Origin of the sequence: Mesorhizobium sp. M0598 (assembly GCF_040320865.1) — a bacterium.
GTDB lineage: Bacteria > Pseudomonadota > Alphaproteobacteria > Rhizobiales > Rhizobiaceae > Mesorhizobium.
Map to the genome: position 1 here is coordinate 19287 of NZ_JAMYQL010000026.1, position 22001 is coordinate 41287.

A 22001-nucleotide genomic window follows, 5' to 3' on the forward strand; every position below is an offset into this window, starting at 1 on the left:
CCAAAGTCACGGTGCAAAACGGCCTAAATGGTCGCTATGCCAGTTCGAGAAAACCGCTGAAATGGTTTCACCGTCGCGCATAGCCGCGGGGTAGATGCCGGAGTCGGAGACTAGCAGGGCCCGGCTCCCATGCCTTGAAACAGCGCATATTGCCACCGTCCGGTGCCGCCATGTCGTGGCCGCGCTGCATTTAGACTTCCCCCGAAGGCGATGCAGCAGACACTTTTCCCGCTACCAGAAGATAACCCATCGGCATGCTCTCGCGAGTCGCGAGCCCCAATTTCCTGACAGGAGGCAATGCACGCATCAGCGCGGTGAGCCGATAGACCGAATCGGCAATCCAGGGCCGAGTTGACACCGCCTTCGTGGCAAGATCGGAAAGAACATCTGTGACGCCGCCGTAGGATGACAACTCGATTGTGCTTAAGCCAGCCTTCGCCGCCATCCGCTCCAATGCAAAGCGGGTGTAGCGATGATAATCGTGGGGGACCTCATGCAGCCAGTAAAGAAACGGCGCGCCGAGTATCAGCTTACCGCCAGGCCTCAAGGCCCGGGCTGCACTGTCGAACAAGGCCTGCGGCGTATGCAGATGTTCGATAACATCGCTGGCGATGATCGTGTCAAAACTCCCTTGCTCCAGGACCAAGTGCTCGTTGAGATCCGCGAATAGGTCGACGTAGGCGGCGCCATGCGTGCTGCCCGGCCAATCGACGCAGAACACATCACTGACATAGTCGCGGTAGATCCCGTAAAGCGGGACGGCCCCACAGCCCAGATCGGCGAGACGGCCGTTGGCATGAGTAGCGATCGCAGCGGCATAGACGGACGCCAATCGGTCGGCGATCAAGCGCGACCGCGCTGGTACTTCCTTCCGATTCGAGCGCCAAACACCCTTATCGGTCCGTTCGAACTTAGTGGGCTTCCACTGGTCGGCATTCTTCATTGAACCTGGCCCTCAGCGAAGTCGAAAGGTTCCGTCATGGCCGGCAGCATCATGGCATGTCGAAGCCGATCGCGCGTATGCCGTTGCGTGAAATGATTCAGTACACGCTGCCGCCCGGCATCCCCCATCTCGGCAGCACGGTGAGGTTCCGCCAAGAGACTAGCCAACGCCTTTGCCATGCTTTCAATATCGTGCTCGTCTACAAGTATGCCGGTCTCACCATCGACAACGGCTTCTGGAATGCCGCTGTGACGTGTCGCTACAACGGGAAGTGCGCTTGCCATGGCCTCCAGGATCGATACGGGCAGGCCTTCCATATCTCCATTGCGGGCCGTCACCGAATGTTGCACGAAGATTGCAGCGTTCTGCATCATCCCCTGAACAAACTCTGTGCTTCGATAACCATGAAAGACGACACGGTCCGACAGGTTTTCCTGCCTCACCAATGCCTTACATCGCGCCATGAGAGGCCCATCCCCAACGAAGTCAAGTCGCGCCTCGGGAAACCTTGGAGCGATCCGGGCGAACGCTTCGATCGCGAGGTGCGGTGATTTCTTTTCAACAAACCGGCCAACGAAGAGCAGCCGACCGCTTTGGCGCTTCGATAGTGTGAAGCGCTCGGGCAAAACTCCGCATGGACTGACGTGGAGTTTCTCATTCGGACAGCCGATTTGACTCAGGCGGTCGGCGATGAAACGAGATGGCGTGATGATGCCGTCCGCACTGTCGAAGAGACGGCGGTAGCGACGTCGCCACAAGTACTTCCTAGGCATCACGGTCGAATCCGCCCCATGGGCATGGGCATACAATCGCACGCCGGCGCGGCGGCAAGCGGAAGCAAACAATGCACCTATCGTAAGATACTCAACAAGAACGGCCTCGGCATTGTGGGCCTTGAGAAATTGGACAACTCTGTCCTCGTCGCTCCTGCAGAGTCCCTCACGGACATAGGCACGCCAGCATTGGCGCGCCGGGATGGCAATGCGGCTAGGCAACCGGCTAAGCCGTGACGGCCGCGGAATCCCGGAAAGAACCGGATAACCGAACTGATCGGCGCCATCAGGATTCTGGCAGATGAGCACGGTCATGCCGGGCGCAAGGTGGCGAACATGATCTCGGATAAATGTCTCAGAAGGCGTGTTGAAGAATTGCGAAATGACCGCAATCATGAGGGCACCGCCTCCGGCTGCGACTCCACCAGTGCAACTCTGCTTTTGAGAATATCGACGGTGGACAAAGCACTGTCACGCAACGCAATCGTCCCCCGCCAGGATCTTTCTGCTATCAAGTCCTGATTTTTCCACCAGCGCTCAACGAGATTGCGAAAATAATTCGGATCAATCTTATCAATGAGCGTAACGTACTCCTCCAAACCGAGCGACCGAAAAAGATCTTCTGTCTTCCTCTCGTAACAAATCGGTAAGACTGGGACGCCTTGACATAAGCACAGAATACACATGTGCATACGTGTGCAAATAGCACCATCGAATTCATCAATCTTGCGAAGTAATGTTTCAGTGTCCCTGAACTGCGAATCGATGACTACGCTGCTTCGAACGTGGTCTGGTAGATATATCCAGACATCTCGTGCGGTGTCCGAGTCGTTAAAAGGATACTCTGGAATCCCCTGGCAGGTCGAAACAAATGTCACTTCGGCCCCAACCTCCTCCACGAGCCATACTACGGCTCGTGCTACCGATTGGTGGTATTTCGCTCGGCCAACCTCCGAGTCTCGTTCCCCGAAATCCGTCCACCGTCGCACGGAAACGGCGATCCTCGGCCGCCGTCCCGGCGTCGCAACCCGCGATGCCGCGCGCCGTTTCTCGATTTTATCTTGATCCGTCAGAACGAAAACGCTGTCTGCCACTGCCTCAATGTTACCCGTATCTCCGATAAGCTCTTTCGCAAAAGCCATGGATTTTCGATCTCTGACGAGTATGAGAGGGCTCTTTCTCAGAACGCTCGCCAGTCGGCGAAAGATGCCGCCATCGCCGAATGGACCCATCGATTGCGTGAAAAAAATGGGCGGCTTTCCAAGATAAATGTCTCTCTCATATTCCGGCAGACGACGGGCAATGGACCCCGGATGTTTTTTTGAAAGGTACGTGCCGCCTGTCGAAATAATAAGATCTGCTGCGATGTATTCCCTTAGGGCGTGGGCAACCGCGCCTCGATGCCCTGGGTACTTCAACCATGTCAAATGCCGTTCCAAAAATATCATGGCAATCAAGATCGAATAAACAAAATTGACCTGCAACCAGCCCTTAGTCAATTTATTTATTAATCGAACAAATATATTCTTCCGAATCCGCATAGAAGGAAAAACAATAAAGTCATTGCCCGGATAATACCGTTCGGCGACTTGCGCGTCCATATCCGCGAAAACGATCTCTGTATCGTCTCCGAACGCGGTCTTAAGAATGCGTTTTGTCGCGACTTGGATCGCGGCGTCTCCGCCGTTCAAAAAAACCGTGGTTTCAACAATTATTTTCAATGATCTAGCCCTCTGAGTGTACGTCTTTTTCCAGGAAGAGCCTCATGTCCGCTAACATTGGACCGGCGAAACGATACGGAGCAACAACAAAAATTCCATAGATTACAATCGTTATAGCCGAGTTTAATACAACGTTGCCTCCGGCCAGCAGAGACAAGACGTCAGATGACACGCCGATCGAGCTCCCAAGAAAGCGAAACAGGGCGACGAGCACAATATAAGCAAAGAAGAAGGGCGCTGCCGCCTTCACAAGGTCCGCAAATCTCAGCTCTGTATCTCTTGTTGCATAAAGCCAAAGCACTGGGGTGAACACCCAAGACGTGATCGACCACGCGATAGCAACTCCAGAGGCACCCCATTGAACAGCAAAGAAGAAAGCCACAAAGCGAATAGCCGACGAGAAGATAGAAAATACAAATAGCTCGCGGGCTCGGCCCAGAGAGATCAGCGCCCAGCCACCAAACTGACCAGAAATACTCGTAATGAGAGACAGTGAAAGTACCATCAAAATAGTACCTGACTTTGACCAGTTTTCTCCATAAACGAGCGCTACAATTTCTTGTGCATTGATTGTGATGAGGATACACAATATTGCATTAATCATAAGTGTAAGCCGCATAGCGCTAAGATAGGTCCTTGCCCACTTGTCGGGTTGGGTTTGCAGTCGGCTCAGCATTGGAATGATAACTGAGCCAATTGGTCCACTGACGAGCGTGATTGGCAACATAAACAGTGAGTAGGCGCGGGTGTAGAATCCGAGTTCGCCGGGACCGGATTTCCAACCGACAAGCACGTTGTCGGACTGGCGATTGATGTAGTTTGTGAATTGAGACCCACTGTAATGGACCCCAAAACGAATGGCCGATCGTGCATTCTTCCAATTCGCGACCTTGGTCGGACGCCAGGGTGACAGCGTCCACAGGCCAACCGTGCCAACAAAGGCCGTGGTAAGCGTCGCCGCAGCGAGCGACCAGTATTTGAAGTCCCAGCCCCATGCCATTGCAATACCGACAGCAAATCCACACAAGAGACTGCCAAGATTCACGCCTTGCAGTGCCATCCAATGCATGTTGCGAATCAACAGCGCCTTGTGCTGCGCACCGGCCGCAGTGATCGGAATGGAGATCGCCAGAACCAGGACAAGGTGAAAAACGCGAGGATCATTAAAAAGCCAGGTTGCGACCGGCGCTGTGAGCCACGTCAGCGGCATGAGAGCGAAACCGACGCCAAGGTTGACGAAGAATAACGCGCTGACGGTGTCATGATCAACCTCCTTGCGCTGGATGGTCACCATGGACAGACCCAAGTCGGCGAAGACTCCAACAAACGCAGTAGCGGACGCGGCCATGGCCACCAGACCGAAGTCATCGGGTTGGAGCAAACGCGCCATCAGCGCCATGTAGCCGAATTGTGTGAGAAGAATCAAAGCTTGAGCGCAGAGGGCTATGATCCCTCCAGATGCCGTGCGTCTCCCGAGATTGCGCGTCAGGTGCTCACTGGACAGCACGGAGTCTTTTGACAATGCCATCAGTTTACCGGACTTCCCCGGCTTGCCGTTGCGTTGATTTGCTGCCCCAAACGTTCCCGATAAAGTTCAATGTGTCGTTCCGCGACACTAGCGAGCGAAAAGTTCTCGACAACGTCGGCGCGCGCGCGCTCCCCCATTTCGGCAAGGGCGCCTTTCGGAAGCGCGCAAGCCTGTCTTACGGTGTCCAGGAACTTGGCATGGTCCCCATTTGCTACCAGCCACCCGGTTTCGCCGTTTCGGACCATGTCCACCGCCGGCGTGCCATCGTAGGCGATCACCGGCGTGCCCGACGCCATCGCCTCAACTGTCACTTTGCCGAAGGACTCTTGCAGGGAGGGCATAAGATAGATGTCAGCTGCCGCATATATCCTGTTAAGTTTAACATCGTCGTGCAAGAGCCCGAACTGCGTGAAGTTCTCCGGCGCCGGGGATACAAGCTGCTCAAGGTTTTGTCCGAAGATTGCAAAATGCAGGCGCGGATCTCCGCGATAGGCCGCGAACAAAGCAGCAAGCGTTGCGCTGCCCTTGCGCGGATTCGCCAGATTGAGCGCTCCAGCGGCCAGAATAATTCTGTCGTTCGGAAGCCCCAGTGCTGCCCGAGCCTCTGCCTTGGCAATTGGCAGGAAGCGATCCAGCATCACAGAGTTCGGAATGACACGGATATGGCGATCTTTCAGGACGGTGCTGGACCGCGCCCTCTCGGCGATGCTGTCGCTGATAGCAACGAAAGTAATGTTCTTGCCGATATGTGCCGCCTTGAATGCTAGGTCGTGGGCTGTGATATCTTCGTCTAGTGCGCCGCCGCCGAATTCGGGACAACAGCCGCAGCCTGCTGTAAACCGCTCGCACTGGCCCGAGAAGTGGCAGCCACCGGTGAACGGCCACATGTCGCGTAGCGTCCACACGACAGGGCGCGTCTCTGCCCGGAGCGCACGCCACAGCGGCGACCCGAGGGTCGTTGCTCCGGCGAACTGGATGTGTATCAGGTCTGCCTCCCGGTAGGTGGGCCATTTGTGGAGGCTGAGGCCGTGAGCGATGGGTTGAAAGTTTATCGGCAGAGGTCCGAACCGGCGTTTGACCTGCCATCGCTTAAAGCGATTTCGCAGGCTGACGGGAAGCCGCGCGAAAAGCGAGGCGGCTTCAGCTTTGATATCTGATGGCAGGTCGGATTCGACACGACCAACGATGCGCGTGTCGATCCCGCGCCCGAGAAGGGCTTCCTGTAAGGCGTGTATACCCCTGCCGGCTCCCGAATGAAGAGGGCAACCGACGATTTGAACGATCTTCACTGAGCAGCCTCACCTCTAGCGGCGTCGCGGAAGAAAAGCGCATCGATTTGGTTGAGCCGACAGGTTTGCGGATTGCGGAATCCGATCCAGATGTCCCATAGGCCGAAACCCTGCTCGGCCATCTGCTTCTGTACCACAATCCCCGAAGATTGCCCGGCATAAAGATCGACCAGCGAAAGCTCGACGAGAATGCCCTCGACGTGCGGCAGGACGGCGCGCGCGCCCTCAAGAACCAGGGCCTCGCTGCCCTGCACGTCGATCTTCAAGAAGATCTTGCGATCGGTCAGACCAAGATTGGGCCAAAGTGCGTCGAGCCTCTGGGTTTCGACCTCGATCTGCCTGTCCACCTTGACCTGCGGGGCCGATTCAACAAAGCCTCCGAGCGGCTCGAGCAGCGAGCTGCTGGCAGAGCCCTGCGTAACATAAAAGCTCGCCCTGCCCGCTTTGTCGCCTACTGCTAAACGCGGTGCGACGGACCATCGGTCCCCGAACGCCGCAGCCGCTTCGAGCAAGAGTGCGTGCTCGTCGGGCAACGGCTCGAACGAGATGATACGCCCCTCAAACCCGTTCTTGAAAAGCTGCTGGGCGAATTGCCCCCGATTGGCGCCCACATCGAGAACCGTATCGATGCTGTGCATGCGCAGGAAATGAATGAAACGAAGGTCGTCGCGCGAATTCAGCCCGTTCAGCCGGATGTCCAGGCCAAACCGTCGGCCGATGTCGCGTAAAGCCTGTTTAGTCTGCGGACCCATGATATTCCATCTTTAAGCTTGGGATTTCTTGTTTCGGCCATTACCGGCGCGGTTCGGCATTCCCGCCAGTTGCTTCGGCAAAGTCATTGATTTGCAAGTGCGGCACGCAAACGTGCCACCGATTGGTCCCGGCATGTCATTGCCATACAGTCGGGCTGCGGCGGCGCATCCGCTTCGCCGATTTCCATGAGAACCGCCACGCCCTCATCAATATCACCGAATGCGCAACGATGAGCCGGATAGTTGAGGTGCGATGCAATGCTGTCAATGTACGATCCTCGCCGGACAATGGCTTGTTTGCCAAGCTGCATGGCGCGGCCGAACAGCCCGGAAGAAGAATCATAGGACGGGTCGTAGCAGGCCCATAGACACGTTGCGCACAGCTTTGCAGACAAAACCTCGTCATCAGTCAGATAGCGGTCGATCACCAGGCCGCCAGCCTCGCTCACCAGCCCTGCGAACCGCTTCTGATCTTCCGGGACTTTGCCGGCGACGACAATCATCAGCCGGTCGGTGATGGCTGGCTTAGCTTGCAAGATTTTGGCCAAGAACGGAAACCCTTTCATGACGGACGGTCCGCCAAGAAACAAGAGGATGGGGCGACCTTGAGCGTTCCGTTTCACGTCCTGCGCAAGTGCGCTGTCAGGCCAATCGGCGTTCTCGATCCTGCTGTCCAAATCCCAAAACTGCGGATCGTAAATCCAGTCGTCCGCCACGCTCGCGAACCGTCGATCGAGATAGAAGGGCAGTATCGAGAGCAAGGTCACACTGCGAAGCCGCTTGAGGAAGCGAAAGGCGAGGCGCCGCACCACGGAATTAAAACCCGTGGTGAAGCAGCGTCGCGGGCTCATGAAGATCGCGACCGTGTGGCGACCGAGGACGGCGCGCAAAATGGTTACGGCAAAAAAGAACGCAATGTCGTCCTCAAGAGTGGCAAACAGCACTGCGTCTGCGGCCAGAAGCGTCCTCAATGTCGAAATGCCGCGGGGTTCGATCAGCCGCGTAAGTCCTGTTATACCAGATAATGTCTCAACATAGGATTCGCGGTGCCCACCGGGCGAGCCCACGGTTACGAAGCCACGCGCAACGATTTCGTCCGCGGAGATTGGAAGACTTGATCTCACTTTGGTCTTGAATATCTGCTGCCAGCCCGGATCGGTGGAACTGTACCGGGGTCCAGCATCCAGCCATATGTCATCTGTCGCAATCTGCCGAACTCGCTCTGCTCCGCGGCATAAAGTCCTATGATCGTGCAGAACGTCATCCAAAGGCCGGAGTGGCCCAAAATGGCACCGGAGAACATGGCTTGTCCGAGTTCCTTGAAGAAAGTTATGGCCCCAACGGCGATAATCGAAGTGCGGCCGTCCCGACGGCATCGAAGAGGCCGAGAAAATTGCCAGAGTCAAGTGCCCGAACAGGAAGATGGCGCCCACGAACCCGGTGGCGGCTTCCACTGGATCCGCCGAGGTCCATAGGGGCTTTAGATGGCCCTCGGTTCATCATCAGACACAAATTTTTAGCCCAGTTCACTGTCCTATCGAAACAAGCCAGCGGATATTCCCTAACCGACCGCCTTAAAGTCGATGGTCGAGACCAGACCGTTCCGGGAAGCTGCGCTGAAGGTCAAATTTCCCGTCCCAGATCGCCGGCATGCCACCGAGATAGACTGCCCACATCGAAAACGTCGAGCGGGAAGCGATCACCACGCGTGCCCGTGACAGGTTATGCATCGCGGTGAGCGCATTGCCGCTCGGATCAATCATAAGATCCTGTATACCCAATTCGCGATTGACGAAGTCCACGTTGCCATCCGTGAAAAGCGCAATTCGCGGCGTCGCAGTGCCAAGGAGCCGCCGTGCTTCTGCGAGTGCGGCGCGGTACCAATCCAAGGGCAACCGGACGTTATTGCCCCCGTGAGCGCTATCAGACTGCGCGAAATCACCGAGTCGGATGTGGAGCCCGATGTCATAGGCGTCGTTAATGACTCCGACGCTGCGGACCGTATCCTCGAGCCAAGCCGACACGAGTTCGCTATGGCCGGTGAGATCGTGGAAATAGCGCTTTAGGCCGGAATAGCGCACAGCAACAGCGATCTCGCCGCGATAGGCATCTTCGTCGACCTTCGGATACCACTGAGCTTGCGCCCAATCGCGCCACTCAGAACCCGTGCGGCCGCGTATCACGCTGCCGTAAGTTCGCGTGTCCCGCTCGCGGCGGAGGAACGTTCCTAGCTTGAGCTGTCTCAGAGTCGGATGAACGAAGACACCGCCGTGAATCTTCTGCCCGATCAACGCGCGCGCGATCGGAAAGAGAAGATTGCCGAGCCCCGGCCCGGGTGAGCGGGCGACCCCCACATCCCAACGGCTAAGAACCGGCAGATGCCACAGGCCTCCTCTGGTCAGTTCGTCGTTAGACGCCAATCTAGCCAAGCTTTCGGACGGCCAAAAACTGATCATTAAGGACGGAAAGTCTCCATTGTGTTTCCGGCAACAGGATTTCCAGCTTTTGGATCACTTCCGACTTCATTGGCCATCCCGGCTCGACGCCGAAGAGTCGGAAATCATCGACCACAACCGCCACAAAATTTGAAATGAAGGGGACGATGAGATCGAGCTCCTTCAGCACCGGCTCCGGCTCGTCGCCGTGTCCCGTTTCGCCACCGCTGAAGTGTCCATCCAGAAAGATAAGCGCCTTGTTCACCCGCGCGGCTATTTCAGGCAGCAGCTTGGCGCCGTCACCGAGTAGCAATTCCACATTTTTCCGTCCTGCACAGCGCTTGCTGGCTTGAAGGTACAGTGCTTCGTCAATTTCGACTGAGATCACGTTCCTAAACAGGAGAGACATTCGTTTTGTCGTAACACCTTTATAGGAACCAATCTCCACCGCAGTCAGGGCGCCCGTCATGTCTCTGCAGGTTTTCATATTGTGCAACTTCGTCAGCGAATGCGGGACAAACGGTCGGTTGCGCAGTTTCGCAATGAGATCGAGGGCATAGCCTCCGATCGGCTCCAAAATGCTCTTCGGGTCATTCATCGTCAGGCTTCTGCCACTTGGGAATGTTGTTGATACATGATCTTCAATACATCGCGGGGACTCGATCCATATACGTCTCCGCGATTGTCCGCTAGGCGTCGCGCCCGATTCCAGTCAAGCACTTGACCATCAAGGAACGGACCTTCAACCAAGGTTTGCCTTCACACAAAGGAACCGTTGTTGTGCTGCGCTTTGGACAAGAACTGCCCCAGCTTTCGCACCGGCTTGGCAACAAGCGCATAGTCGATTGGACCGGAGCGCAGCCATTTGCGTCGCGAACGCAACGCCTCAAAGTTGTGCCCGATATAGGAGCCAAGGCCCCGCGTGCTGGCCCCACCGACCATCATGTCCACCAAGACGTGGTTGGTGGTAACGGATTCGAATCCATGGAGCTCGACCGCTCTCAGCATCCAATCGTAATCCGATGCCACCTTGAGGCTGAGGTCGAACGTGCCGACCGCTTCCGCCACTTTCCGCCTGACGTAGAACGTCGGATGGGCCGGCATCCAACCGGTGCGAAAACCTTTGGCGGGCCGGGGTGCGGCACGCCAACGGCGTACGACGCGCTTGCTCAGATGGTCTTCGACAAAATCCAGGTCGCCATGCACGATGTCGGCCTGTTCGAGCCCTACCGAGATCCGCTCCAGCGCCGCACGATCGTGAAAGCAATCGTCTGAATTCAGCACGCCCACCGCGTCACCGGTATAGAGGCGCAGCCCCTTGTTGAGCGCATCATACATTCCGCTGTCGGGTTCGCTGATCAGCCGGATCTCGTCCTGTGGGTAGGACCTGACTATTGCCAGCGTCTCGTCTGACGATCCGCCATCGACCACCACCAGTTCCTTTTCCGCATGGTTCTGGGCAAAGAAGCTGTCGATTGTATGCTTGATGGTCGCGGCCGAGTTCCGGCAGACCGTCAGAACCGAGACCTTCATGTCAATCCGGTCCGACGCTGCTTACTGGGCCGCAACGCGAACGCTATCCTCGTCAAGGCGCCGGTGTTCCGATTCCCGCTTTACCGTCTCAAGGTCGGACTGGACCATTTCCTGGACCATTGTCGCCAGCGACGTTGTTGCCTTCCACCCGAGAACGCGCTCCGCTTTCGAGGCATCGCCGATCAGAAGCTCAACTTCGGTCGGTCTGAAATAGCGCGGATCCACTTCGACCAGAACCGCACCGGATTTCGCGTCGATGCCTTTTTCTTCGATTCCGGAACCAACCCACTGGATTTCGGTCCCGACTTCGTTGAACGCAAGCTCCACAAAGCGGCGGACCGAGTTCTTGACCCCAGTTGCAAGGACATAATCGTCGGGCACCTCATGCTGAAGAATTCTCCACATGCCTTCGACATAGTCGCGGGCATGTCCCCAATCCCGTTCAGCCGACAAATTGCCGAGATAGAGCTTGTCCTGAAGGCCGAGGCTAATTGCGGCAGCCGCGCGCGTGATCTTGCGGGTGACGAAGGTCTCGCCGCGCATCGGGCTCTCGTGGTTGAAAAGGATGCCGTTGGAGGCATGGATGTCGTAGGCTTCGCGGTAATTCACGGTGATCCAATAGGCATAGATCTTTGCCGCCGCATAAGGTGACCGGGGATAAAAGGGCGTCGTCTCCCGTTGCGGTATCTCCTGCACCTTGCCGTAGAGTTCGGACGTCGATGCCTGATAGAAACGCGTCTTTTTTGTCAGGCCAAGCAGCCGAATGGCTTCGAGCAGGCGCAATGTGCCGATCGCGTCCGCGTTCGCCGTATATTCCGCGGTCTCGAAGCTCACCTGGACATGCGATTGTGCGGCGAGATTATAAATCTCGTCTGGCTGCACTTCCTGGACGATGCGGATGATGTTGGTGGCATCGGTCATGTCGCCATAGTGCAGCGACAGTCTTACGTTCTTTTCATGCGGATCCTGATAGAGATTATTGATGCGACCCGTATTGAACGACGACGACCGCCGCTTGATGCCGTGGACATCATAGCCCTTTGCCAAGAGAAGTTCCGCCAGATAGGCGCCGTCCTGGCCGGTGATGCCGGTAATGAGCGCGGTCTTCCTAGTCATTGTGCTTTCTCCGAGGTCGATACGACGGTATTTTCAACGCTGATCAGCGTAACTTTAGACATTCCAAAATACCCATTTTAAGAAAGCTGGGGTTATCCCCACCCTGCGAAGCTCGTGAGCGGCGGCTTGGCTACGTCGAGTAGCGATCTTTCCCGCCTTGTCAACGCGCGCCAAATCCCGTCAGCATGGTTCGGATGGTACGAAACACGATCAGCACGTCGAGCCAAGGGGAGAAATTCTTGATGTAGTAGAAGTCGTAGTGAAGCTTTTCCAGGACGTCGTCCACGGCTGCAACATGGCCCTGGTTGACTTGCGCCCATCCGGTAATGCCGGGCCGAACGATGTGACGGTAGCGATAGAATGGCAGCTCCGCCTCGTACCATTTCGACAGTACAAGTGCTTCCGGCCGCGGTCCGATCCAACTCATCTCGCCGCGCAGGATGTTGAAGGCCTGCGGCAACTCGTCGATCCTGGACTTTCTCAAGAACTGCCCCAAACGGGTGATGCGTGTATCGCCGGGCTTCGTCATGGCCGCTTCCTTCTCGTCGACAGCCGTGTCGCTGAGCTTCATCGTTCGAAACTTGTAGACCTCGTAGGGATGCCCTCGGTAGCCCATTCGCTTCTGTCTAAACAGCGCAGGTCCAGGCGAATCGATCTTTACAGCAATTGCCACGAACAACAGCAATGGCGAGAAAACAACAAGCACAAATAACGCGGAAGCCCAATCTATTGCCTGCTTTATTTTCAGATAGGCCTGGTTTGGGTTCAGGGAACCCAGTGTATTTTCAGAAAGATGCTCGATCTCCACCCTACCGGTGAGCGACTCGCTAATTTGCTTGACGTGGTAGACCGGTGTTCCCGAGAGCGCGCGATCGGCGATATACCGCTCCCACTCATCGGAAAGGTCGGCTCGAAGATCGGCCACCACGCCGCTCGCGTGCTCGACAACCGTGCTTGGCGAATGGATCCTGTGCCAATTGACACCCGGTATGTGCTCAAGCCTGTTGACGTCTCCGCCGGGAATTATCGCCAGCCGGTATACATCCAGCCTACGCGTCGCCAGGCTCAAGCCAAAATACCACAATGTCGACTGAATAAAGCTCGCTGCCGCCTGGAACCGGCTGTAGTCGAATCTGAAAAAGAAGATCGTCGCGAACACGAGGCCGTAGGTCAGGGCGAAGGTTGGCAGGATGTAGCCAGCCGCTGCAACGCCCGGGAAATTGCCGATGCGCTTATAAAACAGATAGCCTGTCGTGTGGGCGATGAATGCCGCGAAGATCGTAACCTGCATGTTCGATTGCCAGATCACTTGTTGATCAACCGACAGGCGTAACAACGCCGGCAGCAGGATGGCGAATGTCAATCCGCCAAGCAGCTGAAAGCGCATCCGGAGCAGGAGATGCCGTTTGTTGGGTAAATGGATGGTCGTGGCGATCAATTTGAATCCCGCGAATCGGGCCCCATGAAAACCTGAATGTTCACTAGACAGGATGCCGCTCTCGGCCAACGCTCGAATAGGCTATACCTTCCTTCACGACGTCCTCGCGGCGGTAGACGTTTCGCAGGTCAACCATCACCGGCGTTGCCATGAGTACGCGGAGCCGCTTCAGATCCAATGACCGAAAAGCATTCCACTCGGTGACGATGACGATCGCGTGCGCGCCGTCGGCCACCGCGTAGGCGCTATCCGCGAATCCAATGCCCTCGATCGTCTTGCGCGCCTGCTCCATGCCGACCGGATCATAGGCCTTGATCGAAGCGCCCGCGTCCTTGAGGGCCTGAATGATGGCCAATGAGGGGGCATCGCGCATATCGTCGGTGTTCGGCTTGAACGTAAGGCCAAGGATACCGATGGTCTTGCCGCGAACCGAGCCGCCGCAGGCTTCCACCACCTTGCGCGCCATCGCCCGTTTGCGCTGGTCATTTATCGAGACCGTCGTTTCAATAAGCCGCACGGGGCTTGCCGCGTCCTGCGCGGTCTTGACCAGTGCCAGCGTATCTTTCGGGAAACAGGAACCGCCGTAGCCCGGCCCGGCATGAAGAAACTTTGCGCCGATGCGATTGTCCATGCCGATGCCGCGCGCGACGTCCTGCACATCGGCACCCAACCGCTCGCAGAGATCGGCAATTTCGTTGATGAAGGTGATCTTCATGGCCAGAAACGCGTTGCCGGCATATTTGGTAAGCTCCGCCGTACGCCGGTTCGTATAGAAGATCGGAGCGGCGTTCAGCGAGAGCGGGCGGTAAATCTCGGTCATGACCGCTTTGGCTCTGTCGGCATCGGTCCCGACAATGATACGGTCGGGCCGCTTGAAGTCCTCGATCGCCGACCCTTCGCGAAGAAATTCCGGATTGGAGACCACCGCAAAATCAGCAGTGGGATTTTGCTCGCGGATGATCCGTTCCACCTCATCGCCGGTACCGACGGGGACGGTCGATTTCGTCACCACGACCGTAAACCCCTTGAGTGCGCGACCAACTTCGGCGGCCGCGTCATAGACGAAGGACAGGTCGGCATGGCCATCGCCACGCCGTGACGGCGTGCCCACGGCAATGAAGACGACATCCGATTGAGAAACCGCATCCGCCAGATTGTCCTCGAAACGCAAGCGGCCTTGCGCGGTGTTGGTGGTGACGAGGTCGTCGAGCCCCGGCTCATAGATCGGTATCTTGCCGAGTTTGAGCATGGCAAGCTTTTCCGCATCATGATCGACGCAGCAGACCTGATGGCCAAAGTCGGCGAAACAGGCGCCCGAGACGAGCCCAACATAGCCGGCACCAATCATTGTTATTCGCATACCGCGTACCCTCAATCCCAATCAGCGCCGATGAGACGATCTCGCCAGACAGCACCCATTTCCCACCGAACCACGGCTACCGCACTCCCGGGTGAAAACCCGAGAGCGCATCCTATAACAATTTACATCACGACGCGGCCGTGATGTTTGCGGCTACGCGATTGCTACGAGATCCCTGGCATCCAAGTCGACAGGGATTTCGCCATTCATGATGGCCACCAAAACCCGGGCTCTTCCGGCTGGATCGAGCCGGTCAAGGCGACCAATCGTTTCCGCGAGAGGGCCCGAAAGGATTCGGACCGAGGCACCCGCTGCGAGGCCTCCACTGAAATCAAGCAGTCCGTCCTTACCGGTCAATGCAATGAAACGCTCTACCAGACCCGAGGGGACCGGCAACGGCCGGTCGCCTTGCATGACGAGGGAGCGCACACCGAATGTTCCATTGACCGAGCGCCACCGTTGCAGTCCGAGGTCAAGGGCGATGAACATGTAACCCGGGAAATAGGCCGCCGACCGGGTTTCGAGACGCCGGGCATGACGCACAGTTTTCTCGCAGCGAGGCACAAAGGGCTCGAATCCCTGGATCCGGAGGTGCCGTTCGGCGACATGCTCCTTTCCGGGAAAGACGCTGGCTGCATACCAGCGGGTTGCCTGCCTGGCGGCTGGGTCTGGCGACAGGATGTCCGCCTTGTTCGTCGTTTTTTCCGCGCTACTCACGTGTCTTCCTTCGGCGGTCGGCGGCATGATCTCAGGTCACCGGTTACGACAGTGTGTGGATACCAGCAAGCAACCAAGCCACTAGAGTCAAGGCGATTGGGTTAAGAATTTCCTACACATTGTCCAGAAATTTAGCTGTGCCTAAATTATCATCGAGCCGCTTTCTTTTTCAGCTGGCTGAGATGCTATGTCGAGCAATTTATTTCCATACGTAGGTGCTTGGTTACGCTGGTCGTGACGAATCGCCCGTTGGTTCTGGTACTTAGTCCGTCGACTTGAAGCTAATGTGACGGATGGCGTCGCGCACAAGCCTGCCGCCAGCGACAAAGATCCTGCACGGCCACACCAACTACGGCGAAAAATCACTGTCGCGCAGAACAGGTTATCACCGCTCGACCGGCTTCACGAACGCTTCAACAGCGACCAGACAGCCGGCACCAAGCTCGCGGCCAGCGCAACCTTGATCAGATCACCGACGATAAAGGGCAACACCCCGAACTGCCAGGATTTTTCCGGGCCGATCAACAGCGCCAGCCAGGCAAAGCCCATTGCCATCATGAGGATCTCGGCCACCAGCATGGCATTGAAGAGCTTGATAGGATGGCGATCCCAGCCACGGTCGGCAGCCCAGCCGACGATCGCCGCCATGACGACGAAGCCGGCTAGATAACCGCCGGTCGAACCGAGCATGTAAGCGATACCGATGCCCTTTTCGGGCGTGCTCTGGTAGACGGGAAGGCCCAGCGCGCCCTCAGCCATGTAGAGAAGCAGCGTTGCGACGCCGAGGCGCATGCCGAAGGCGGCAGCGATCAGCAAGACGGCGAGCGTCTGCATTGAGATGTCGACCGGTCCGAGCATGACCTTGGTCTTGGCAGACAAGATCAGCAGCAGCGTTCCGGCGATCGCCAGCAAAAGCTGTCCCGCCAGCCGGGCCGTGCCTTTTTCGGGCAAAGCGAGAGAAATGAGCGGACGCATCGTCGTTGCAATTGCCATGGTCTTCCCCGTTCCGGATTGCCGCCGAACGCGGCCTTGCGTTTTCCTATATTGGCTTCCGTGCTATGCGGCAATCGGTTTTGCCCTCGCCCCAAAAAAGGTCGCGACGTTCGCATGGCGCTGAAATTCGACACACGCTTCGACCCTGCCTACGGCAGGGGTGTGACCATTGCGCCCGACGTACTTCGGATCACCGCCAAGAACCCAAGCCCGTTCACCTTTCACGGAACCAACAGCTACATCGTCGGGCGCGAGACGCTGGCGGTGATAGATCCCGGACCGGATGACGAGACACATCTTCGAACACTGCTCGAGGCGATCGGGACCAGGCCGGTCAGCCATATCTTCATCAGCCACACGCATCGCGACCATTCGCCGCTGGCGGCTCGGTTAAAGCAGCATACGGGTGCGGTGGTTCTGGCGGAGGGCCGGCATCGCCCGGCGCGGCCGTTGCGCACCGGCGAGGTCAATCCACTCGATGCCAGCGCCGACACCGACTTTGTTCCTGATATCGCGCTGCCGGACGATATGGAAATCGACGGCGACGGCTGGGCGATCCGGACGGTGCTGACGCCCGGCCATACCGCCAACCACGCAGCCTTCGCGCTGGAGGGAACCGGCATCCTTTTCTCGGCCGACCACGTCATGGCGTGGGCAACCACGATCGTCGCGCCGCCGGACGGCGCGATGGCCGACTACATGACATCGCTCGATCGGCTGATCGAACGTGACGACCGGCTGCTGCTGCCCGGCCATGGCGGGCCGGTGACCGAACCGCGCAACTTCACGCGCGGATTGAAAACGCATCGCAAAATGCGCGAACGGGCAATTCTGGAGCGGATCAACAGCGGCGACCGCACAATCAAGGACATGGTGGAGGTGATCTATCGAGACACCGACCCGCGCCTGCATGGCGCGGCCGGCCTGTCGGTGCTTGCCCATCTGGAAGACCTGGTGGCGCGCGGCCTGGTCCACACCGATGGCGCGCCGGCTATCGACGGCATCTATTCGCCGGCAAAGTAGTACCCTCCCGATATCATTCCGCCGGCGCCACGCCCACCTGGCCGGCGACTTCCTGGTCGAGTTCGGCAAGCAAGTCGGTGATGCGCGCTGCATTGTCGCCAAGGTCATGGCGGCCGTAACGCGAGGCCGAGCGCATATCGACGATGACCACATCACCATCGTCGGTCACGCGGATGGCAACATCGGCGGGAAGGCCAAGCAGCAAGCTCTTGGCCAGCGCATCGACCGTCACGTCGCTTTGCCCTGCTGCGTCGGGAAACGGCGCCGTGAGCTGCCAGCCGCGCCGATCGAGCACGGTTTTGACCGCCTCCAGAACGCGATCGAACGGCAAGGTGTAGCTGCGTCCGGTAACGAGCGGATAAGCTTCGGTTTGCAGGCGCTGCTCGCCGGGCGTCGGCGGCAAAAGCTCGTTCATGTCCTTTGTCCGGGTAGAAATATCGAGCACCGGTGGGTCGTCCAGATCCGTCGAGATGTCGCGTAGCGGCGGATAGCTCGCCGCCCAGTAGGCCGCGACGCCGTAAGGGATGAGCACCAGAACCGCCAGCAAGGCGCCGACGGTCAGGTCGTGGCCGCCGCGATCGCCGAAATTCCACAGTCGCGCAAAGGCAAACCCGGCGAACAAAAGCGCAAATGCGGCCAGCAGGGCGACAATGCAAAGCACCCACAGGAATGCGGGCGTCTCGACGAGGTCATAGCGATGGCCGATGAGAGCGGTCAGCAGCAGGATCGCCGAAAACGCGCCGGCGCGCCGCGACCAACCGGCAGCCCTCGACGTTTGTCGCTCGGGAATTCCCGTCATTGGTTTCCGCGCTGCCCCAACCCGAACACAGGCATAGTGCCTTTCAGCGGCGGCTTGAAGACGCAAAGACGCCGCATCTCCGGTCAATCCGTCGGCAGGTGATAATCCCGGAACTGCTGGCGCAAGGTAATCTTCTGGATCTTGCCGGCAGCGGTGTGTGGGATTTCGCCGACAAAAGCGACGTCGTCCGGCATCCACCAGTTGGCCACCTTGCCGTCCATGAAAGCGAGAATATCCGTCTTGGTCGGCTCCCTGCCCGGCTTGCGCACGACCACGAGCAAAGGCCGCTCGCCCCATTTCGAATGCGGAATGCCGATGGCGGCGGCCTCCGCCACATCGGGATGGCCGACCGCGAGGTTCTCGAGCTCGATGGTCGAGATCCATTCGCCGCCCGACTTGATCACGTCCTTGGCGCGGTCGGTGATCTGCATATAGCCTCCGGGGTCGATATGCGCGACGTCACCGGTATCGAACCAGCCGTCTTGATCGAACTGTTCGGATCCGATGCCGCCATAATAGGCGCGCGCGACGGCCGGCCCGCGGACCTTGAGCCGGCCGAAGGTCTTGCCGTCCCATGGCAGTTCGTTGCCGGCGTCGTCCGTCACCTTCATTTCGATGCCGAACGGTGTAAAGCCTTGTTTCTGCTGGACGCCGAGGCGGGCCTCGCCCTTCAGCCCGGCGTAATCCGGCTTCAGGGTGCACAGCGTGCCGAGCGGCGACATCTCGGTCATGCCCCAGGCGTGGACGACTTGGACATCGTAACTGTCCTGGAACTTCGTCGTGAGCGCGCGTGGACAGGACGAGCCGCCGATGACGACTTTCTGCAGATAGGGCAGTTTCTTGCCGGCCTCTTCCAGATACTGGAGGAGCATCATCCACACCGTCGGCACGGCGGCGCTGAAGGTCACCTGCTCGGTGTCGAGCAGCTCGTAGAGCGAAGCGCCATCCATCTTGCAACCGGGCATGACCAGCTTGGCGCCGACCATCGGCGCGCTCTGGGCAAGGCCCCAGGCATTGGCGTGGAACATCGGCACGACCGGCAATATGGTATCGCGCGACGACAGGCCCATGGCGTCGGGCATGGCGGCGATCATTGCGTGCAGCACGTTCGAACGATGGCTGTAGAGGACGCCTTTCGGGTCGCCCGTGGTGCCCGAGGTGTAGCACATACCGGCGGCGGTGTTTTCGTCGTATGTCTTCCAGGCGAAGTTGCCGTCGGCTTCAGCAAGCCATTCTTCGTACGCAACCACATTGGGCAGCGCAGTCTCCGGCATATGCGCGTTGTCGGTCAGCACGATAACCTGCTTCAGCGACTTGACCGCGCCGGCGATCTTTTCGAGCAGCGGCAGGAAGGTCAGGTCGACGAAGATCGCCTTGTCCCCGGCATTGTTCATGATCCAGGTGATCTGCTCGGGAAAGAGGCGCGGGTTGAGCGTGTGATAGACGGCGCCGACACCCATGATGCCGTACCAGGCCTCGATGTGGCGCGCAGTGTTCCAGGCCAGGGTCGCGATGCGGTCGCCAAGCCCGAAACCGTCACGCTCGAGCCGCTCGGCGACCTTCAGGGCACGATCATGGATTTCGGCATATGTGCTGCGCACGATCGGCCCCTCGATCGAACGCGACACGATTTCGCGGCTGCCGTGCTGCCTCTCGGCATTGTCGATCAGCTTATGACAAAGCAGCGGCCATTCCTGCATCAGCCCGAGCATCTTGTTCCTCCCGTTATTTTTTCGCCATTGTGGGACGAACCGGCGGATTGTCCAGCCAGGATCGGGCTGGAGCGTGGCATGGAGCCAATTGAGGCCGAATTCGCCACAATCCGGCCATGCTCGGCGTTAACGTTGATTAACGGCGGGGCGCGATTGGCGAATGAAAGAGGTTCGCATGGACGCGCAGCTCGACGACAAAGCCCTCGAAAATACGCTTGCCGAAAGTCTGGCCGATCTGGTGGCGGCCGACGTCGCGCAGGCCGATCTGGTGCCTGACGCCAAAGCCGTTTCCGAAGATGAATTCGTCGAGGTCGTCGGTGGCGCCCTCGAGGCGGTCGGCGGCACGCTCTTGTTCAAGATGTGCGTCGAGAACGAGGGCGAAGCCCAGCACGTCGCCGCCGCCTGCGTCGGCGAGGGCGGCAATCGCCAGTTCCTGCTGCTCACCTTGCCGACCAGCGGTGGCGCACTGAAGGTCGAGACCACCGCGAAAAGCACCAATCCGGTGGCCGGCATTGCCGCCGCCTACGCCGGGCTGATGGACGCATTCCAGGCCGCCGCCTAATTCCAGGCGAGGTATCGGAAGAAAGCGCCCGGGCGACGCCCGCCTGGTGGCAGCTCTTGCGCAAGGCTGTTGCCAGACACATCTTGGGATTGAGGCAAGGAGACCCGACATGGACCAGATCGCAAACCCGGCACCCGGCTTTCAGCGCAATCCCGGCAAGACGATCACTGTCGAACCTTACAAGGGTACCGTGACGGTGCGCGCCGGCGATGTCGTCATTGCCTCGTCCAGCAAGGTCAAGGTGCTGACCGAATCGCCCTATCCCCCCGTTTTCTACATTCCGTTCGGCGACATCGACTTCAAGCAGCTTGGCAAGACGGAACACTCGACTCATTGCCCCTATAAGGGCGATGCCAGCTATTGGAGCGTGCTGCCCGCCGGCGATGCAGGCAAGGATGCGATGTGGGCCTATGAGAGGCCGTTCGACGAGATGGCCGATATCCGCGACCACGGCGCGTTCTATCCGAACAAGGTGACCATAGAGGCCACGCCCGACTGATCAGTCGGTGGTGCCTTGATTGCCGACGCAGTCAGCATCGTCGAGCCGCACGAAGGTGAGGCCCTTGGCCTTCAGCGCCAGAAGTCCCTGCACCACGCCTTCGCCAGCGGCATGGGTCGGCTGGTTGATGTGAGCAATGATGACGTCGCCGTCTTTTGCTGCCGCAATGCGCCGGGCGGTCTCTTTTGCGCCGAGCAATGACCCGCCGTCGCCGTTGACAGTGAATCCGGCGATCTTGAAGCCAAGCTTGCGTATCATCGCGATTGCTGACGGGCTGTATTCGGCGGTTGCGCCGCGAAACCATTTCGGCGCAGGTTCGCCTGTCACGGCAAGAGCGGCAGCACCCGATTCGACCTCGGCCAGCACGGCCTCCGGGCTGCCGGCACTGCGAATGCCGTAGATCTTTTGCGGCGTGTCGACAGCCGGGACATGGCGGCCGCCATGGTTTTCCAATTCAAACAGTTCGGGATGCGCCCGCATGATCTCGACGGCGGCGGCGTTGTGCTTCAGCCAGATGCCGGTGACGAAAATGGTGGCAGGAATCTTGTTTTCCACCAGCGCCGAGAGAATCCGTGTGTCGGTCCTTCCGCCACACGCATCGAGCGTCAGCGCGACGCGGCCGCCGCCCGCCTCGGCCTTGATGTGCAGCGTCGGTGCGACGAGCAACTGGGCGTTGCCAGGAGAAACAGCCCACAGCGATATCGCAATGGCGCAAAAATACTTTTGGAACGGGCGCATCCGATTATTTCCAGGTCGGCCGGATCAAAGTTGAAGCGGCGACCCCAAGACCGGCATCAAGGCGGAAATC

21 protein-coding genes are annotated in these 22001 nt (G+C 58.4%); 3 read left to right on the forward strand and 18 right to left on the reverse strand.

Annotation, left to right across the window (positions count from 1 at the left end):
* Positions 1-190: 190 nt before the first annotated feature.
* From NKI59_RS25445 to NKI59_RS25515, 15 genes are all read right to left on the reverse strand, one after another.
* Positions 191-943, reverse strand: coding sequence for a class I SAM-dependent methyltransferase (locus tag NKI59_RS25445; protein ID WP_352707671.1), 753 nt, complete (start codon positions 941-943; stop codon positions 191-193).
* Positions 940-2112, reverse strand: a complete 1173-nt coding sequence (locus NKI59_RS25450) for a glycosyltransferase (RefSeq protein WP_352707673.1) — start codon at positions 2110-2112, stop codon at positions 940-942. Before NKI59_RS25450 ends, NKI59_RS25445 begins: the two co-directional genes overlap by 4 nt.
* On the reverse strand, positions 2109-3437 hold the full coding sequence (locus NKI59_RS25455) for a polysaccharide pyruvyl transferase family protein (protein ID WP_352707675.1): 1329 nt from the start codon (positions 3435-3437) through the stop codon (positions 2109-2111). Before NKI59_RS25455 ends, NKI59_RS25450 begins: the two co-directional genes overlap by 4 nt.
* Before the next feature lie 4 nt (positions 3438-3441).
* Positions 3442-4965, reverse strand: a complete 1524-nt coding sequence (locus NKI59_RS25460; RefSeq protein WP_352707677.1) for a lipopolysaccharide biosynthesis protein — start codon at positions 4963-4965, stop codon at positions 3442-3444.
* Positions 4965-6254: a glycosyltransferase gene (locus tag NKI59_RS25465; protein WP_352707679.1), complete on the reverse strand. Its 1290-nt coding sequence runs from the start codon at positions 6252-6254 to the stop codon at positions 4965-4967. The genes NKI59_RS25460 and NKI59_RS25465 overlap by 1 nt, the downstream gene beginning before the upstream one ends.
* On the reverse strand, positions 6251-6892 hold the full coding sequence (locus tag NKI59_RS25470; protein WP_352707681.1) for an FkbM family methyltransferase: 642 nt from the start codon (positions 6890-6892) through the stop codon (positions 6251-6253). Before NKI59_RS25470 ends, NKI59_RS25465 begins: the two co-directional genes overlap by 4 nt.
* 197 nt (positions 6893-7089) lie before the next feature.
* The gene (locus NKI59_RS25475) at positions 7090-7977 is read right to left on the reverse strand and encodes a hypothetical protein (protein ID WP_352707683.1); all 888 of its coding nucleotides are present in this window, start codon (positions 7975-7977) and stop codon (positions 7090-7092) included.
* Positions 7978-8580: 603 nt separating this feature from the next.
* Positions 8581-9462: an O-fucosyltransferase family protein gene (locus NKI59_RS25480; protein WP_352707685.1), complete on the reverse strand. Its 882-nt coding sequence runs from the start codon at positions 9460-9462 to the stop codon at positions 8581-8583.
* Positions 9428-10039: a hypothetical protein gene (locus NKI59_RS25485; protein ID WP_352707687.1), complete on the reverse strand. Its 612-nt coding sequence runs from the start codon at positions 10037-10039 to the stop codon at positions 9428-9430. Before NKI59_RS25485 ends, NKI59_RS25480 begins: the two co-directional genes overlap by 35 nt.
* Before the next feature lie 161 nt (positions 10040-10200).
* Positions 10201-10974 carry a glycosyltransferase family 2 protein gene (locus tag NKI59_RS25490; RefSeq protein ID WP_352707689.1) on the reverse strand — a complete coding sequence of 258 codons (774 nt, stop codon included), beginning with the start codon at positions 10972-10974 and terminating at the stop codon, positions 10201-10203.
* Positions 10975-10995: 21 nt separating this feature from the next.
* Positions 10996-12090 carry a GDP-mannose 4,6-dehydratase gene (gene gmd / locus NKI59_RS25495; RefSeq protein ID WP_352707691.1) on the reverse strand — a complete coding sequence of 365 codons (1095 nt, stop codon included), beginning with the start codon at positions 12088-12090 and terminating at the stop codon, positions 10996-10998.
* Positions 12091-12250: 160 nt separating this feature from the next.
* Positions 12251-13528: a sugar transferase gene (locus NKI59_RS25500; protein ID WP_352707693.1), complete on the reverse strand. Its 1278-nt coding sequence runs from the start codon at positions 13526-13528 to the stop codon at positions 12251-12253.
* Between the two features lie 43 nt (positions 13529-13571).
* Positions 13572-14888, reverse strand: a complete 1317-nt coding sequence (locus NKI59_RS25505; protein ID WP_352707695.1) for a UDP-glucose dehydrogenase family protein — start codon at positions 14886-14888, stop codon at positions 13572-13574.
* 153 nt (positions 14889-15041) lie between these two features.
* On the reverse strand, positions 15042-15605 hold the full coding sequence (gene nusG / locus NKI59_RS25510; RefSeq protein WP_352707697.1) for a transcription termination/antitermination protein NusG: 564 nt from the start codon (positions 15603-15605) through the stop codon (positions 15042-15044).
* Between the two features lie 402 nt (positions 15606-16007).
* Positions 16008-16598 carry a biotin transporter BioY gene (locus tag NKI59_RS25515; RefSeq protein WP_352707699.1) on the reverse strand — a complete coding sequence of 197 codons (591 nt, stop codon included), beginning with the start codon at positions 16596-16598 and terminating at the stop codon, positions 16008-16010.
* A gap of 114 nt (positions 16599-16712) precedes the next feature.
* On the opposite strand from NKI59_RS25515, the gene NKI59_RS25520 reads away from it, so the two are divergent.
* Positions 16713-17621, forward strand: a complete 909-nt coding sequence (locus NKI59_RS25520) for an MBL fold metallo-hydrolase (RefSeq protein ID WP_352707701.1) — start codon at positions 16713-16715, stop codon at positions 17619-17621.
* Positions 17622-17634: 13 nt separating this feature from the next.
* Here the strand turns inward: NKI59_RS25520 and NKI59_RS25525 are convergent, their stop codons facing one another.
* A complete protein-coding gene (locus tag NKI59_RS25525) occupies positions 17635-18420 on the reverse strand; it encodes a DUF1499 domain-containing protein (protein WP_352707703.1) in 786 nt (261 codons plus the stop codon).
* Between the two features lie 83 nt (positions 18421-18503).
* Positions 18504-20132, reverse strand: a complete 1629-nt coding sequence (locus NKI59_RS25530; protein WP_352707705.1) for a fatty-acid--CoA ligase — start codon at positions 20130-20132, stop codon at positions 18504-18506.
* 175 nt (positions 20133-20307) lie between these two features.
* Between NKI59_RS25530 and NKI59_RS25535 the strand changes: the two genes are divergently transcribed.
* A complete protein-coding gene (locus NKI59_RS25535; protein ID WP_352707707.1) occupies positions 20308-20694 on the forward strand; it encodes a hypothetical protein in 387 nt (128 codons plus the stop codon).
* Positions 20695-20803: 109 nt separating this feature from the next.
* Positions 20804-21193, forward strand: coding sequence for a DUF427 domain-containing protein (locus NKI59_RS25540; RefSeq protein WP_352707709.1), 390 nt, complete (start codon positions 20804-20806; stop codon positions 21191-21193).
* Here the strand turns inward: NKI59_RS25540 and NKI59_RS25545 are convergent, their stop codons facing one another.
* On the reverse strand, positions 21194-21931 hold the full coding sequence (locus NKI59_RS25545) for a polysaccharide deacetylase family protein (protein ID WP_352707711.1): 738 nt from the start codon (positions 21929-21931) through the stop codon (positions 21194-21196).
* Positions 21932-22001: the final 70 nt, after the last annotated feature.

What these genes read in the sequence shown, in the direction of transcription:
- NKI59_RS25445 (WP_352707671.1), bottom strand. Translation starts at nt 943, where the DNA reads ATGAAGAATGCCGACCAGTGGAAGCCCACTAAGTTCGAACGGACCGAT.
- NKI59_RS25450 (WP_352707673.1), bottom strand. Translation starts at nt 2,112, where the DNA reads ATGATTGCGGTCATTTCGCAATTCTTCAACACGCCTTCTGAGACATTT.
- NKI59_RS25460 (WP_352707677.1), bottom strand. Translation starts at nt 4,965, where the DNA reads ATGGCATTGTCAAAAGACTCCGTGCTGTCCAGTGAGCACCTGACGCGC.
- NKI59_RS25470 (WP_352707681.1), bottom strand. Translation starts at nt 6,892, where the DNA reads ATGCACAGCATCGATACGGTTCTCGATGTGGGCGCCAATCGGGGGCAA.
- NKI59_RS25480 (WP_352707685.1), bottom strand. Translation starts at nt 9,462, where the DNA reads ATGATCAGTTTTTGGCCGTCCGAAAGCTTGGCTAGATTGGCGTCTAAC.
- NKI59_RS25485 (WP_352707687.1), bottom strand. Translation starts at nt 10,039, where the DNA reads ATGAATGACCCGAAGAGCATTTTGGAGCCGATCGGAGGCTATGCCCTC.
- NKI59_RS25490 (WP_352707689.1), bottom strand. Translation starts at nt 10,974, where the DNA reads ATGAAGGTCTCGGTTCTGACGGTCTGCCGGAACTCGGCCGCGACCATC.
- gmd (WP_352707691.1), bottom strand. Translation starts at nt 12,090, where the DNA reads ATGACTAGGAAGACCGCGCTCATTACCGGCATCACCGGCCAGGACGGC.
- NKI59_RS25505 (WP_352707695.1), bottom strand. Translation starts at nt 14,888, where the DNA reads ATGCGAATAACAATGATTGGTGCCGGCTATGTTGGGCTCGTCTCGGGC.
- NKI59_RS25515 (WP_352707699.1), bottom strand. Translation starts at nt 16,598, where the DNA reads ATGGCAATTGCAACGACGATGCGTCCGCTCATTTCTCTCGCTTTGCCC.
- NKI59_RS25520 (WP_352707701.1), top strand. Translation starts at nt 16,713, where the DNA reads ATGGCGCTGAAATTCGACACACGCTTCGACCCTGCCTACGGCAGGGGT.
- NKI59_RS25525 (WP_352707703.1), bottom strand. Translation starts at nt 18,420, where the DNA reads ATGACGGGAATTCCCGAGCGACAAACGTCGAGGGCTGCCGGTTGGTCG.
- NKI59_RS25530 (WP_352707705.1), bottom strand. Translation starts at nt 20,132, where the DNA reads ATGCTCGGGCTGATGCAGGAATGGCCGCTGCTTTGTCATAAGCTGATC.
- NKI59_RS25535 (WP_352707707.1), top strand. Translation starts at nt 20,308, where the DNA reads ATGGACGCGCAGCTCGACGACAAAGCCCTCGAAAATACGCTTGCCGAA.
- NKI59_RS25540 (WP_352707709.1), top strand. Translation starts at nt 20,804, where the DNA reads ATGGACCAGATCGCAAACCCGGCACCCGGCTTTCAGCGCAATCCCGGC.
- NKI59_RS25545 (WP_352707711.1), bottom strand. Translation starts at nt 21,931, where the DNA reads ATGCGCCCGTTCCAAAAGTATTTTTGCGCCATTGCGATATCGCTGTGG.